Annotated in this window: 13 protein-coding genes; 5 read left to right on the top strand and 8 right to left on the bottom strand. The window is 65.4% G+C overall.

Annotated features, from left to right (window positions below):
• Nucleotides 1-116: 116 nt before the first annotated feature.
• From BBTA_RS33455 to BBTA_RS33445, 3 genes are all read right to left on the bottom strand, one after another.
• Nucleotides 117-599 carry a CinA family protein gene (locus tag BBTA_RS33455; protein WP_012046948.1) on the bottom strand — a complete coding sequence of 161 codons (483 nt, stop codon included), beginning with the start codon at nucleotides 597-599 and terminating at the stop codon, nucleotides 117-119.
• 84 nt (nucleotides 600-683) lie between these two features.
• The gene (locus BBTA_RS33450; RefSeq protein WP_012046947.1) at nucleotides 684-1,997 is read right to left on the bottom strand and encodes an MFS transporter; all 1,314 of its coding nucleotides are present in this window, start codon (nucleotides 1,995-1,997) and stop codon (nucleotides 684-686) included.
• Between the two features lie 120 nt (nucleotides 1,998-2,117).
• Nucleotides 2,118-3,038: a transcriptional regulator GcvA gene (locus BBTA_RS33445; RefSeq protein WP_012046946.1), complete on the bottom strand. Its 921-nt coding sequence runs from the start codon at nucleotides 3,036-3,038 to the stop codon at nucleotides 2,118-2,120.
• A gap of 115 nt (nucleotides 3,039-3,153) precedes the next feature.
• On the opposite strand from BBTA_RS33445, the gene BBTA_RS33440 reads away from it, so the two are divergent.
• Together BBTA_RS33440 and BBTA_RS33435 are read left to right on the top strand one after the other, a co-directional pair.
• Nucleotides 3,154-3,357 carry a DUF1127 domain-containing protein gene (locus BBTA_RS33440; RefSeq protein WP_012046945.1) on the top strand — a complete coding sequence of 68 codons (204 nt, stop codon included), beginning with the start codon at nucleotides 3,154-3,156 and terminating at the stop codon, nucleotides 3,355-3,357.
• A gap of 141 nt (nucleotides 3,358-3,498) precedes the next feature.
• Complete coding sequence (locus BBTA_RS33435; RefSeq protein ID WP_012046944.1) at nucleotides 3,499-4,050, top strand: GNAT family N-acetyltransferase; 552 nt, start codon at nucleotides 3,499-3,501, stop codon at nucleotides 4,048-4,050.
• Between the two features lie 261 nt (nucleotides 4,051-4,311).
• Here BBTA_RS33435 and BBTA_RS33430 read toward each other — a convergent pair whose 3' ends face one another.
• Both BBTA_RS33430 and BBTA_RS33425 read right to left on the bottom strand, forming a co-directional pair.
• Nucleotides 4,312-5,013 (bottom strand): SDR family NAD(P)-dependent oxidoreductase, encoded by a 702-nt coding sequence (locus BBTA_RS33430; protein WP_012046943.1) that lies wholly within the window; start codon nucleotides 5,011-5,013, stop codon nucleotides 4,312-4,314.
• Nucleotides 5,014-5,133: 120 nt separating this feature from the next.
• Complete coding sequence (locus tag BBTA_RS33425) at nucleotides 5,134-6,153, bottom strand: glutathione S-transferase family protein (RefSeq protein WP_012046942.1); 1,020 nt, start codon at nucleotides 6,151-6,153, stop codon at nucleotides 5,134-5,136.
• Between the two features lie 105 nt (nucleotides 6,154-6,258).
• Here BBTA_RS33425 and BBTA_RS33420 point away from each other — a divergent pair, with 105 nt between their 5' ends.
• Entirely contained in the window at nucleotides 6,259-8,043 is a 1,785-nt protein-coding gene (locus tag BBTA_RS33420; protein WP_012046941.1) for an acyl-CoA dehydrogenase family protein, read from the top strand.
• A gap of 305 nt (nucleotides 8,044-8,348) precedes the next feature.
• Entirely contained in the window at nucleotides 8,349-9,437 is a 1,089-nt protein-coding gene (locus BBTA_RS33415; protein WP_012046940.1) for a Zn-dependent alcohol dehydrogenase, read from the top strand.
• Between the two features lie 809 nt (nucleotides 9,438-10,246).
• On the opposite strand, the gene BBTA_RS33410 is transcribed toward BBTA_RS33415, so the two are convergent.
• The 3 genes from BBTA_RS33410 to mbfA form a co-directional block, all read right to left on the bottom strand.
• Nucleotides 10,247-11,716, bottom strand: a complete 1,470-nt coding sequence (locus BBTA_RS33410) for an amidase (RefSeq protein ID WP_012046939.1) — start codon at nucleotides 11,714-11,716, stop codon at nucleotides 10,247-10,249.
• Between the two features lie 81 nt (nucleotides 11,717-11,797).
• On the bottom strand, nucleotides 11,798-12,328 hold the full coding sequence (locus BBTA_RS33405; RefSeq protein ID WP_012046938.1) for a cytochrome b: 531 nt from the start codon (nucleotides 12,326-12,328) through the stop codon (nucleotides 11,798-11,800).
• Between the two features lie 96 nt (nucleotides 12,329-12,424).
• Nucleotides 12,425-13,396 carry an iron exporter MbfA gene (mbfA, locus tag BBTA_RS33400; protein WP_012046937.1) on the bottom strand — a complete coding sequence of 324 codons (972 nt, stop codon included), beginning with the start codon at nucleotides 13,394-13,396 and terminating at the stop codon, nucleotides 12,425-12,427.
• 202 nt (nucleotides 13,397-13,598) lie between these two features.
• On the opposite strand from mbfA, the gene BBTA_RS33395 reads away from it, so the two are divergent.
• Nucleotides 13,599-14,321, top strand: a complete 723-nt coding sequence (locus BBTA_RS33395; RefSeq protein WP_012046936.1) for a hypothetical protein — start codon at nucleotides 13,599-13,601, stop codon at nucleotides 14,319-14,321.
• Nucleotides 14,322-14,337 lie beyond the last annotated feature (16 nt).

Raw genomic sequence — 14,337 nt, 5'->3', positions numbered from 1 at the left:
TTGCGCAAGAGACCAACGCGCAGCCTGCCCCAAGTGAGATCACGCGGGATGGGTCCCGGATCGGCGTCCACCGACGCTTCGCGTCATCGGGCTTGCCCGGGACGACACCGAACGGCCTACTGATCAAGCTTCGTCAGCAGCAGCTCCAGCGCGCTCCTCGCGAATAGCTGCATGTTGGCGAAGCGGTCGCTGCGGCCGCTTTCCAACGTGACCACGGCGGTCGCGGGGCCGGCCACCGCGCAGCAGGCATGGCCAGCGGCGTCGCCATAGCGGTTGCCGGTCGGGCCGGCCGCGCCGGTCTCCGACAATCCCCAATCGGTCGCAAAGCGCGTCTTGATCTGCCGCGCCAGCAGCTCCGCATAGGGCTCGGAGGCGGAGCGGATGCCCTTCATCGCCTCGTCCGGAATGTCCATCAGCACGCGCCGCGCATCGCGGGTGTAGACCACGGCGCCGCCGAGGAAATAGGCGGAGGCGCCGGGCACCGCGAGCAGCGCCGCCGCGATCAGCCCGCCCGCCGACGATTCCGCAACCGCAATGGTCTGCTTGCGCGCGACGAGGCGCTGCGCAATCTGCTCGGCGATGGCGATCAGCTCATCCATGACAGACCTCATTTCCGCTCCGGCCGCACAAAAAAGCGGGCGGCATCCGATGATGCCGCCCGCGATGAAAACAGGCAACCAGGTTCAGGCCGTCGCCGGCTCGCGCGTCGCCACGGCCTGCTTGCCGCCGCGATAGACGGTCAGGGCGGCGATGATGCCGAGCACGGCCGCGAACATCAGCCAGAAGCCGGGCGAGGCCTTGTCGCCGGTTTTCTCGATCAGCCAGGTTGCGGCGAACGGCGTGAAGGTGCCGAACAGCGCCGCGGCGAGCGCGAAGGCCAGCGAGAAGCAGGTGGTGCGGACATGCGCCGGCACGATCTCGACCAGCGCGCCCAGCATGGTGCCGCTGTACATGCCGAAATAGAACGAGAACATCATCTCGACCGCCAGCATCTTGCCGAAGCTCGGCGCCGATACCAGCCAGCTCAACGCCGGATAGGCGGTCAGCAGCGCCAGCGTCGCGATCGTGATCAGCACCGGCTTGCGGCCGATACGGTCGGACAGCGCGCCGCCGACCGGGTTCCAGATGAAGTTGGTCACCGCGACCAGCAGCGTCACCAGCAGCGCGTCCGCCGACGACAGCTTCAGCACGGTCTTGCCGAATGTCGGGGTGTAGACGGTGACGAAGTAGAACGTCGTCGTGGTCAGGATCGCGATCATCATGCCGAGCAGCACGATGCGCCAATTGGCGAGCGCCGAGGCGAACACTTCGCGGGCCGTGGGATGCTTCTTCATGGCCAGGAAGGCTGGCGTCTCCTCCAGCGTGCGGCGCAGGAAGAAGATCAGCGGGATGATGAGGCAGCCGACGAAGAACGGGATGCGCCAGCCCCAGGCGGTCACGGTAGCGGCCGGCATGGCCTCGCTCAGCAGATAGCCGAGGATGGAGGCGACGAAGATCGCGACCTGCTGGCTCGAGGATTGGAACGAGGTGTAGAAGCCGCGATTGCCGGGCGTGGCGATCTCCGACAGATAGACCGAGACACCGCCGAGTTCGACGCCCGCGGAGAAGCCCTGCAACAGGCGGCCCAGCAGCACGATCACCGGTGCGGCGATGCCGATGGTCTCATAGGACGGGCAGAAGGCGATGACGACGGTGCCGGCCGCCATGATGCCGAGCGTCACGATCAGGCCCTGGCGGCGGCCGATCTTGTCGATATAGGCGCCGAGTACGATGGCGCCGACCGGGCGCATCAGGGCGCCGAGCCAGAACACGCCGAACGTGTTCAGGAGCGAGGCCGTCTCGTCGGTCGAGGGGAAGAACGCCTTGCCGATCGCCGCCGCGTAGAAACCGAACAGGAAGAAGTCGAACTGCTCGAGGAAATTGCCGCTGGTGGCGCGCAGGATTGCGCCGATCCGCGAATTGATGGTGGGCGCCTGGGAGGCAGAGGGCTGTGACACGCGAAGAAACTCCTACCGTCGCATGGCTCGTGCGGAAGAATTTCTGCGCCGGCCGTCGGGAAATGGTGCGGCAATTTGCCATGCGACATCCTGTCGGCCAATAGGTTTGCGGACAAATGCCTAACGCTGAACAGGATTTCGGGCTTCACGGGTTTGCTGCGCTGCACTCTTGAGCCATTGCCGGAAGGCCGTGAGCTTCGGCGCGTCGGTGCGGCCCTCCGGCGTCACCAGATAGAACCCGGCGTCGCTCGGCAGCGCCATTTTGAACGGGACGACGAGGCGGCCTTTGGCGATGTCGTCCTGGACATAGGCGGTGCGGCCGATGGCGACGCCGAGCCCGTCAATCGCGGCCTGAACGGTCATGAACAGCAGATCGAAGCTGAGGCTGCTCTGCCGCGAGATTTCTACCGGCAGGCCCGCTGCCGTCAGCCACAACCGCCAGTCGTCGTCATAGCCGCCGCTCGCTTGCAGCAACGTATGGTGGGCAAGGTCCTCCGGGCAGCGCAGCGGCTTGTCGCCCTGCAGCAGGGCCGGGCTGCAGACCGGAAACAGTTCGTCGGCCATCAGCCATTCGGCGCGGGCGCCAGGCCAATGGCCGCGGCCGTAGCGGATCGCGGCGTCGACATCGTCCGTGCGGAAATCGACCAGGCTGGTGGACGTCGTGATGCGCACGTCGATACCGGGATGAGCCTCCTGGAACGCGATCAGCCGTGGCAGCAGCCATTTGGCCGCCAGCGAGGCGATGGTGGAGACCGTCAGCACCTTTCCATTGTCCTTGCGCACCAGCCGCTCGGTCGCCAGCCTGAGATCGTCGAAGGCGGCGCGCACCAGCGGCAGATAATCGCGGGCCTGCGGCGTCAGCGCGAGGCTGCGGTTCTGCCGCACGAACAGCCGAATGCCGAGTTCGTCCTCCAACCGCTTGATCTGGTGGCTGATCGCGGTCTGCGTCACGTTCAATTCGGAAGCGGCGCGGGTGAAGCTGAGATGCCGCGCCGCGGCCTCGAACGCCCGCAATCCGTTCAGAGAGGGTAGCCGCGGCATCCTCCATGCCTCCTCATTCATGATGTTAATTCATCCGAAACGGTATCAAATGTCGTTTGTGAATGATCATTTTGCGGTCGATATTGCAGCTTCATTGTATTTCCAGGAGGCTTCCATGTCCATTTACGTCTCCTCTCTGATGACGAAAAATCATACCCGCGGCCTGTGGTCCGGGGTGGCCGAGCTGCTCGCGGCCTGGCGCTTCCGCTACCGCACGCGGCACGAACTGTCGCTCTGGTCGGAGCGTGACCTGCACGATCTCGGTTTGTCCCGCAGCGACATCGCCGCGGAGATCGACAAGCCGTTCTGGCGGGCGTGACCCCTCACTCGTCCCGCCGCCGGCGCTGCTCCGCGAAGGACGGCGCCGGCAACCCGCCGCGAGGAGCCCGCGATGCCGAGATCAGCCATTGTCGACCACGCCGCTGTGGCCGACGTCATCCTGACACGGCGCGGCGAGGCGGTGCACTTGCGCTTCGTGACGCCGGATGATGCCGAACTGTTGCAGGCCTATGTCCGCCGCCTCAGCCCGCGCTCGCGCCACAAGCGCTTCCTCGGCGCGCTGAGCGAGTTGCCCAAGGCGGTGCTCGATGACTTCGTCGCGCTCGGCCGCAACGACCGTTACAGCCTGGTGGCGATCATGGCGCAGGATGGCGTTGAGAGTGTCGTCGCCGAGGCGCGCTATGCGCTCGATCGCGCCAGCGGTCGCGTCGAGTTCGGCCTGTCGGTGCAGGACCGCTGGCATGGCCACGGCATCGGCCCGGCGCTGATCGCGCATCTCGAACAGCGCGCGCTCACCCTCGGCGGCGTCGTGCTGTCGGGCGACGCGCTGCGCACCAATGACGTCATGATTGCGCTGGCCCGCAAGGCCGGTTTCGCGATCCAGCCGCATCCGGATGACTGGACCTTGGTGCGGTTCGAGAAGGTGCTGACGGGACTCGTCGCGCAGTCGTCAAGCTCTGGCCTGCAAATGGTCGGTCACGAGCCGCGCGACACAACGCATGTCATCACATGAGGGGCGTCATTCCCCGCGCAGCCGAAGCATCCAGCAGGCGGCGGCCGCCCGGTGTTCCTCGCTGTGAGCTGCGGTTGCTGGATCGCCCGGTCAAGCCGGGCGATGACAGTTGTTATGAGGCGATCATCTATCCCCGTCATTGCGAGCGCAAGCGAAGCAATCCAGAGTCCTTGCTCGGCCCTGGATTGCTTCGCTTGCGCTCGCAATAACGGGGTGAGAGGTCGGTGCTCGACCAGCTACGGCCTTAAGCGACGTCGGTTCTCAGAATGTCTCCACCCAGGGACGCAGTTCCATCTCCCAAGTCCAGGCGCTGCGCGACTGCTGCAGCACGCTCCAATAGCTCGCCGCAATGGCGTCGGGATCAAGCATGGAGTCCGGGCGCTCCGCGGGCTCCTGACGCTCCGCGCTCTTGATGCCGCCATCGATGACGAAATGCGCGACATGAATGCCCTGCGGCGACAGCTCGCGCGCCATGCTCTGGGCGAGGCCGCGCAAAGCGAACTTGCCCATCGCGAACGGCGCCGATTGCGCATAGCCCTTCACGCTCGCCGAGGCGCCGGTAAACAGGATGGCGCCATGCTTGTTCGGCAGCATGCGTTGCGCCGCCTGCTGCGCCACCAGGAAGCCGCCGAACGCGCTCACGGCGATGGCGTTCTGCACGTCGGCCGGCACGAGATCGACCAGCGCGCCGCGCGCCCGGGCGCTGGCATTGTAGACCACGAGATCAGGTGGGCCGATCTCGCGCTCGACGAGGCCGAACAGCCGTTCCACCTCATCCGGATTGGTGGCGTCGCACGGATAGGCGCGGGCGCCGGTCTCGCTGCAGAGCGCGCCGAGCTTCTCGATCTTGCGCGCGGCCAGCGCCACGCGGATCTTCTCGCGCGCGAACAGCCGGGCCAATGAGGCGGAGAGCCCCTCGCCGGCACCGACGATCAGGGCGATCTTGTAGGCAGGGATGTCCATCAGCTTGTCCTCGGCAAAGTCCTGGCCAGACTCCTGGCCGAAATCCTGGCGATGCGCCCGCTCAAGCTAGTGCAGCCGGTGTCATCTTCCTACCGTTCATCCCCACAATTCTGCCGGAGGTCAGGCCGGACGCGGCTGCAATCCCGCCAGGCAGCCGATCTCCTCCAGCACCACGTCGAGCCGGCTGCGGTCATGCAGGAAGGCGTATTTGCCGCGCAGCATCGCCAGCGACCGCGCATGATATTTCTGAGGCTTCTGCGTCCAAAGGGCGCCGTCGAGCTGGACGGTGAACAAGTCGCGATTGTCAGCCAAAGCCTGCTCATTGGCGAGCGTCCATGGCATGAACAGCGCGCCGACCTGTCGCGTCAGGATCGGCATCAGGGTCAGCGACAATTCGGGCCATAGCTCGAAATCGCCTTCGGCGCGCGGCCACAGCATGCGATGAATCCAGGCCAGCACGTGGGGCGCGTTGCCCTCGATCAGCGCGCCGGCGGTCGGATCGGTCCACAGCTCGTAGAACTGGCCCCACAGACCGAAATCGCCATAGGCTGGCCGCCCGCCGAACAAATAGGGCCGGACCGCCAGATGCCGCTCCAGGAGACCGAGCATCTCGACGAACCCGCGCTCGATCTGCGGCGCGTTGACCTCGTTCGATCCGACATACCACAGGCGCTCCACCATCCGGGCGCGGATCTTCTCGGCGACCTTTGCAAAGCTGGCCTCATCGGCTTTCGGCGTGACCATGCGGGCGATGCGCCCGGCGGAGGCCCGCTGATCGACATCGCGCGCCCAGCGATAGTGGAACATCCATTTGTTGCCCCACTCGTCGCCGAATTCCTCGATGAGCGCGGAGATGAAGCTCGTCAGCACGTCGCCGGGATGGATCGACGGTTCCTGAAAATCGAGCTCGAGCGCGTCGATGATCGGCGTGGAATCCTGCATCGGCTGCTCGTCCGGTGAGACCACCAGCGGAATGATCGGCAGCTTGGCGTGCCGCGCATACTCCGCTTCGCTTTCCGCGTTGCGCAATATCCAATGATGCGGAATGCCCTTGTAACGCAGATACGATCGCACCTTGACCGAATAGGGCGACATCTCCGCCCCGAAGATGCGATAAACCTCGGTCGGTTGATTGGTCATGGATCTGCTCCCTCGCGCGTTCGAGCATGGGACGTGGTGTACCCGATCAGATGCAACCTGTCGAAGAGTCCATCAGAGACTTGAGCAACGAACGAGGGCTTAACCATGCATCAGTTCCTGAAGCGCGAGGACGTCATGACCGGCGGCGCCAGGCCGGCGCTGCTGGCGCCGGATACCACCGGGCTGAACTTTTATCGCGCCGATCCAGCGCTCTCGGACCTCCTGCGCATCCATCTGCCTGACACTCTGTTCCGTCACCTCACGCCGCATCTCGACCGGCTCGGTGAACTGGCCGGCGGCTATCTGGACGAGTGCGCCCGGCTCGCCGACCGCCACGGGCCAGTGCTGCATCAGCGCGACCGGTTCGGCCGCGACATGCAGTGGATCGAGTATCACCCCGCTTATCGCGAACTGGAGCGCGCCGCCTTCGGCGAGTTCGGCATTCACGCGATGTCGATCCGCAAGGGCATTCTCGGCTGGCCCGACAAATATCCTGTCGTCGCCAAGCACGCCTTCACCTTCCTGTTCAACCAGGCGGAGTTCGGGCTGGGATGTCCGATCAATGTCACCGATGGCTGCGCCAAGCTGCTGGCGAGCTTCGGCAGCGATGGGCTCAAGGCGAGATATCTCGACGGCCTGACGCAGACCGATATGCGGAAGCTGACCCAGGGCGGCCAGTTCATGACCGAGAAGGAGGGCGGCTCCGACGTCGGCACCTTGACGACGGTCGCGGTGCCGGAGGGCGATCATTGGCGCCTGCATGGTGAGAAATGGTTCTGCTCGAATGCCGACGCGAAGGTGGTGATGCTCCTGGCGCGCCCGCAAGGTGCCGACAGCGGCACGCGCGGCGTCGGACTGTTCCTGATGCCGCGCTTCCTCGATGACGGCAGCCAGAACCGGTATCGGATCGTCCGCCTGAAGGACAAGCTCGGCACCCGCTCGATGGCCTCGGGCGAGATCAAGCTCGAAGGCGCAATCGCTTATGCGGTCGGCCGGCTCGATCGCGGCTTCGTGCAGATGGCCGAGATGGTCAATTCGTCGCGCCTTTCCAACGGCGTCAAATCGACCGCGCTGATGCGTCGCGCCTGGCACGATGCGATCACGGTGGCGCGCAACCGCGTGGTGTTTGGCCAGCGCATCGTCGACCTGCCGCTCGGACGCCGCCAGCTGATGAAGATCCTGCTCGCCACCGAGCAGGCGCTGTCGATGAGTTTTCTCACCGCCGACGCGCTCGATCGGGCCGAGGCCGGCAGCCAGGATGCGGCAGCGCTGCTGCGCATCCTGACGCCGACCTTGAAGTTCCGGGCGACGCGGGATGCCCGCAAGGTCTGCGGCGATGCGTTGGAGATGCGCGGCGGCATCGGCTATGTCGAGGAGTTCGTCACCGCGCGGCTGCTGCGCGACGCGCATCTCGGCTCGATCTGGGAAGGCACTGGCAACATCGTCGCGCTCGATGCGCTCAAGCGCGCGGTCGGCCGCCATGGCGCGGACGCCGCGCTCGCAGCCGATCTGCATGCGCGGCTCGACGACAGCAATGCCGTTCCGCAGGCCTGGCGCGATCAGCTGCATCGCCTCGTCGATCGCGCCGTCGGCTTTGCGCGCGAGGTCGCTGGCCGCGCCGACAACGAAGCCGAGGCGCGACGCGCCACCAGCCTGCTGTATCACGTCGCCAGCGCCGTTTCTCTTACCTGGGAAAGCGCGCGCATCCACGCGCTGCGCGGCGACGCGCGGCGCCTGCTGCTGGCCAGGCTCGTGGTCGATCATCGGCTGATGCCGTCCGATCCATTCCGGCTTACGGAAAACAAGGCGGATGATGCGATCGCAACGCTGCTACTTGGCGAGAACGTCGCCAACATGGGAGAGGTTGGCGAACTGCTAACAGCGGCGTAGTCTCTCGGAATGTCACGATGATGGATCGCGACCTCATGACGAAGCTCATAGCTTCTGGTCTGTGCGAGTGATGAGCGAACAAGGCGCGGCGACGTCGGTGCACCTCGCCCCGCTTGCGGGGAGAGGCCGGATGGCATCATCAGATGCCATCCGGGTGAGGGGGGACAGGTCTAACCCTTCGCACCATCCGTGCGTCTGCCCCTCACCCCAACCCTCTCCCCGTGAAGAACGGGGAGAGGGAGCGCAGCACCCGCGTCCAAACAGCTGAGCCTTAACCGAGAACAAACAAAACCGGGAGAACGCCAATGAAAGCCGCCGTGCTGATGGAGGTCAACAAGCCGCTGGTGATCGAGGACATCAGCGTGCCCAAGCCGGGGCCGCGCGAGGTGCTGATCCGCACTGCTGTCGCCGGTCTCTGCCATTCCGACCTGCATTTCATCGAAGGGCTGTATCCGCATCCGCTGCCGGCGGTGCTCGGCCACGAATCCGCAGGGATCGTCGAGCAGGTCGGCTCCGACGTGACTTATGTAAAGCCCGGCGATCACGTCGTCACCTGTCTCTCGGTGTTCTGCGGCACCTGCGACAATTGCACCACCGGCCGGCCGGTGCTGTGCACCGACACGACGGTGAAGATGCCGCCTGGCGCCTCCAACCGGCTGTCATGGGGACGAAGTGAGAAGCTGCACCAGTTCCTCAATCTGTCATCCTTCGCCGAGCAGATGCTGGTGCACGAGAACGCGATCGTGAAGATCCGGCCGGACATGCCGCTCGATCTTGCCGCGCTGATCGGCTGCGGCGTCATCACCGGCTATGGCGCGGTGGTCAACACCGCGCGGGTGACGGCCGGCGAGACGGTGGCCGTGATCGGCTGCGGCGGCGTCGGCATGGCCGCGATCAACGGCGCTGAGATCGCGGGCGCCGGCCGCATCATCGCCATCGACACCAATCCGGCCAAGCTGCAACTCGCGACGAAACTGGGCGCCACCGACATCATCAATCCGGCCGACGGCGATGTCGTGGCGCAAGTGCGCGAGCTGACCAAGGGCGGCGTGCATCACGCCTTCGAGGTGCTCGGACGCAAGGAGACCGCCGAGCAGGCCTTCGCGATGCTGGCGCCGGGCGGCACAGCGACCATCGTCGGCATGATCCCGTTCGGCCAGAAGATCGAGTTGCACGGGTTCGATTTCCTGCGCGAGCGCCGCATCCAGGGCTCGTCGATGGGCTCCAACCATTTCCGCGTCGACATGCCCCGCCTCGTCGAATTCTACCTGCGCGGCAGGCTGCACCTGGAAGACTGGATCTCCGCCAAGCTGAAGCTGTCCGAGATCAACGAGGGCTTTGCCAATATGAAAGCCGGCAAGACGCTGCGCAGCGTGATCGTCTTCGATGCGTGAAGGCATTTGATTTCGAGCCGGCGGCAGCCGTCCAGCGCTTTGCCGGCTGGTTTACTCGTCATGCCCGGGCTTCGTCCCGGGCATCCACGTCTCTCCAGGCATTCAGGGCGTGGATGGCCGGGACCAGCCCAGCCATGCCCACAACATTTTCGTTGCTATTTTTCCGAAATCGTGTTCTTCTTTGCCCAACCTGCCTCCTGCTGAGGGGCGTACGCGTCGTCACGATACGCGAGGTGGGCCGCGATGGCCGCGACCGGAGGCGCTTGACGAGCGCAGACGGCACGGACCTGAAGTGACAGGGTCCTGACACCCCGAAGCTGGTGTCCAGCATGACGCGCCTGAGCGCGTCGTGCGACATGGTGGCCAACAAGCCGGCGCACCAGGGAGACTGTCTATAAGGGTGAAGACCATCGCGCAGGGAAGGCCGGATGCTCCGGCTGAGCCTGTGGTTCCTTCCCCGTGCATTCTTTTCGCACGGGGGCCGCAGGTGCCAGTCGGCACCTGGCCTTCCCTGCGCCCTCGCATCTTTCGAGGGACATGCCGACCGCATGATCCGGGCGTCACGCGCCGCGGAGCCACGGGGGCATGTCCACTGCTTGTCAGGTGAATAGGGTGGGCACGCGATGTTTCCCCTCGTCATTGCGAGCGCAGCGCATTAGGGCGTGGACCTAGTCCAGTCTGTCTATGTTGAGGCAGTCGGGATTGCTTCGATGCAAGGGCGCCTCGCAATGACTGAGTGGGGAGAGTTGAGGTTCAAACTCGCGACTGTGATTGTGGTCAGGCGCGGTTCACGTCGTTGCAGACGCCAACTAATCCGCGAACATCGGCGGCGGGACGAAGCCGCCGAATTCGCGTTCGATCAGCTCGGCGAGCTTGAGCGGCGTGCGGTCTTCGAGGAAGGGGCCGACGATCTGCATGCCGACAGGAAGCCCACCGGCGAGCCCGAGCGGGATCGCCGTCGCGGGCAGGCCGGGCAAGGTGGCCATGCCCGGCCAGGCGAGCTGGTCGTTGTAGTCGTGCGCGACGCCGTCGATGCTGATGCGGCGTTCCCGCTGATCCGGAGAGTGGTCATGCGGAAAGGCGGGCGTCGGCATGATCGGGCAGATCACCGCATCGAAGCTCTCGAACAGGGCCCGCCATTGCGCGCGCAGCCCGAAGCGGGCGTTGTTGGCCTGCACCCAATCGCGATGGCTGAGCGCGATGCCGCGCAGACGTTCGGCCGCGAGGCTGTTGGCTTCCTTCGGCAGCTGCGCGGCCGCCTGGCCGGCGCCGGCATGCACGTCCGGCGGCATGATGGCGCCGAGGAAGCCGAGCAGGAGGCGCATATAGAGTCGGCTGGATGCGGCGAAGTCCGGCAGCAACGGGCTCTCACGTGCGACATTCACGCCAAGCTTGGCGAGATCGGCGGCGAGCCGCTCAATGGCGCCACGCACGGCGCCATCGGTCGGCAGCACCGGGTCGCTGGCAATCACCAGGATCCGATAATCCTGCAGGCGCGCATGCCGCGCCGGCGGCAGCTGCAGCCGATACGCCTTGCCGGCCTCGAGCGGATCAGGTCCTGCCATCACGTCGAGCAGCAGCGACAGATCGGCCGCCGAGCGCGCCATCGGGCCGACCACCGCGAGATCCGCCTCGTTCGGCAGTGGCTGGAACGGCGGCGGCGTGTGGCCGCGGGTGGGCACGAGGCCATAGGTCGGCTTGTGCGCCGTGATGCCGCAATGAAATGCCGGTACGCGCAGCGATCCGCCGATGTCGGAGCCGAGCGACAACGAGCCGTAGCCGGCCGCCAGCGCCGCGGCCGAGCCGCCGGAGGAGCCGCCCGGCGTGCGGCCGAGATCGAACGGATTGTTGGTGGTGCCGTAGATGTCGTTGTAGCTCTGCCAATCGCCGAGCCCGATCGGCACGTTGGTCTTGCCAAGCACGATGCCGCCGGCGTCCTTGACGCGCGTCACCGTCAGCGCATCCTCGGCGGCGATGAAATTCTTCTGCTGCGGAAAGCCCCAGGTCGTCGGCAGCCCGGCAACGTTGTAGGACTCCTTCACGGTCAGCGGCAGGCCGAGCAGCGGCCGGCGCTCGCCGCGCGCGAGGCTCGCATCGGCGGCGTGCGCCGCCTCCAGCGCGCGTTCGAAATCGCGCACGCAGATGGCGTTGATCTTGTCGTCATGTCGCGCGATGCGGTCGATCGCGAGCTGTGTCAGTTCGACCGAAGAGATTTCGCGATTCGCCAGAGCCTTCGCCGTGTCGACGGCGGTCGCGAACGTCCATTGCGATGCAGCCAAGGTCCTGCTCCCTTGCTCGTGGAGCTCCTTTGTACTCCGGGCGAATGGCAGGCGCTTGACCGAAATTGCGCAGGCCCGTCGTCAGCCCGGCAGCATGCGCTGCATGATGCGGTCGCGATAGACGAAGATGTGCGCCAGGGCGGCGCCGACATGGACGACGATCAGGATCAGCAGCAGCCATTCGGCCGCCTGGTGCAATCCGTCGATGGCGCGGTTGCCCGCCGGGTTGCGGCCGGCCAGCATCGGCAGCGGAAACAGATAGAAGTAGGATACGCTCCAGCCGCGGAACGAGGCGAACAGCCAACCGGTGACGGTGCTCGCCAGCACCATCACATAGAGCATCCAGTGCACCGCCTCCGAGCTCAGCCGCTGCCATGGCGGCAGCGAGCTCTCGGGCGCGACCGGATGCGTCAGCCGCCAGACGAAGCGCACCACGATCAGCGCCAGGATGGTGAGGCCGAAGGAGATGTGCAGGATCATCGGCGCGCCGGGCGGCGTGTTGGCGTGCAGGTCCGGCATCAGCCAGCCGATCGGATATTGGATGGCGAGCAGCGCCACCACCAGCCAGTGCAGGATCTTCGCAGGCGTGCCGTAATGCAGGCGTGGTGTCATGGCGAACAGTCCATTGTGATCGGTCGGCATCGCGATCGGTCTGGCGCAATCCGTGGGCTTGGCCCGGAGTTCCGCAGCCAGCCGCGCGGCAGGTGGCTAGGCCGCTCCTATCAAGATCCCCACCCCAAGCACGATGATGCCGCCGAGCACGATCTGGAACACCGCCTGCAGGAAGGGTGTGTCCATGTAGCGCGCGCGGATATAGGCGATCGCCCACAGTTCGAAGAACACGACGAGGCTGGCGATGGCTGTGGCGATCCAGAACGCGTTGGGCCAGGAGTCGGGGACGAGATAGGGCATGGTGTGGCCGAGACCGCCGAGCGTGGTCATCGCGCCGCAGACCGCGCCGCGCAGCCAGGGCGAGCCGCGGCCCGTCAGCGAGCCGTCATCGGACAGCGCCTCGGCAAAGCCCATGCTGATGCCGGCGCCGATCGAGGCGGCGAGACCGACCAGGAAGGTCTGGAAGTTCTGGTGGGTGGCGAAGGCGGCAGCGAACAGCGGCGCCAGCGTCGAGACCGAGCCGTCCATCAGTCCGGCAAGGCCTGGCTGCACATATTGCAGCACGAATACGCGCCGGCGCGTCTCGTCCTCCTTGTCGCGGACGTCAGGACTCAGGATCTTGTCGGTCAGTTTCGCCGCGACCTTCTCATGCCCCTTCTCGGCCTCGGCGAGGTCGCCCAGCAGGCGGCGCACGCCGACATCCTTGGCCTGCTCGGCGGCCTTGGCGTAGAAGCGCTCGGCCTCGAACTCCATCGTGCCGACCTCCTTGCGGATGGCATCGAGCGACAGGTTCTTGGTCAGCCAGATCGGGCGGCGCTGCATGAAGCCCTTGACGTTCTCGCGTCGGATCGGCGGCAGGTTCTTGCCGAAACGCTCCTCATAGAGCTCGAGCAGCATGTGCCGGTGGCCCTTTTCCTCCTCGGCCATCTGCTCGAACAGCTTGGCGGAGTCGGGATAGCGCTCCGCCAGATCCTCCGCGAAGCTCATATAGATGCGGCCGTCTTCCTCTTCGGCCGAGATCGCGATCGCCAGGATCTCGCGCTCGGTGAGGTCGGCAAAATTCTTCATTCCAAGGTCCCCGGATATGCCGTTCTCAACATTCGAGTGTTTAGAACGCTTCTAAAGTCTATACGGATTTGCCGCAGCGCGGTCAAACTGCTGCCGCGGCGCGGTCTCGAAACATTTCGTGACGACGCATTCAGGCCTCAGTCATGGAACCTCGATGCAAATTCATTGTTCGCGTTCCGCTTTTGCTAGCTAAGGAGTTCCAATGGACAGCGTCAAATACCGGCTGAACGATCCAGGGTTGGCGCCGCGCCGCACCCGGATGGATATTCCGGGTTGGGCCGGTGAGCGGCAGCCGCGCGCGAATGGCTCGCATGAGCAGGTCTGGCATTGCGTACCATTCTCAGAAGGTGCGCAATATGGCATCGAGCTGTTCTATCCGTATGATTTCGAGCTGAGGGTCACGACCCGCGACGGCAAGCTGGACTTCGCCGGTGAATGGGGCGAGCCGCCGAGCCCGAGCCTGCAATGGCCGCCATTCCGCAATTTCGGCGATGCATTCTACACCTATCAGATCCTGCTCGATCTGAAGGTCCCCAAAGGCTTTGCGATCCGGACCGAGCCGCATCCGCGCTTCTACACCGATCGCACCGATACCTGTCCGATCGCGGTGCCGGCGCTGGTGCGCAATTTCTGGCCGATGCTGTTCTTCTGCGTGTTCAAGGCGCCTGCCGAAGGCCGCACGCATATCTTCCGCCCGGGCGAGCCGTTCGCACAGGTGATCGTGATCCCGGAAGAGGCGAACTTCACGGTCGAACCGATGAGCCCTGACGAGGCGGCGGAGCGCGAGCTGCAGTCGCGCCGCATTCACGCCAGCCGCCCGACCCTTGGCAAGGAGACCGAATGGGTCTCGAGCACCAATACGGTGTTCGACGGCACCTATCGTCATCTGCACCGCGCCGCCAAGGAGAAGGCACGCAAGTCGTGACGCTTCCGTTCTCCCA

Source organism: Bradyrhizobium sp. BTAi1 (assembly GCF_000015165.1).
Classification (GTDB): Bacteria; Pseudomonadota; Alphaproteobacteria; order Rhizobiales; family Xanthobacteraceae; genus Bradyrhizobium; species Bradyrhizobium denitrificans.
Note: the sequence above shows the minus strand (reverse complement) of the source record. Positions and strands in the feature narration are given on the sequence as shown.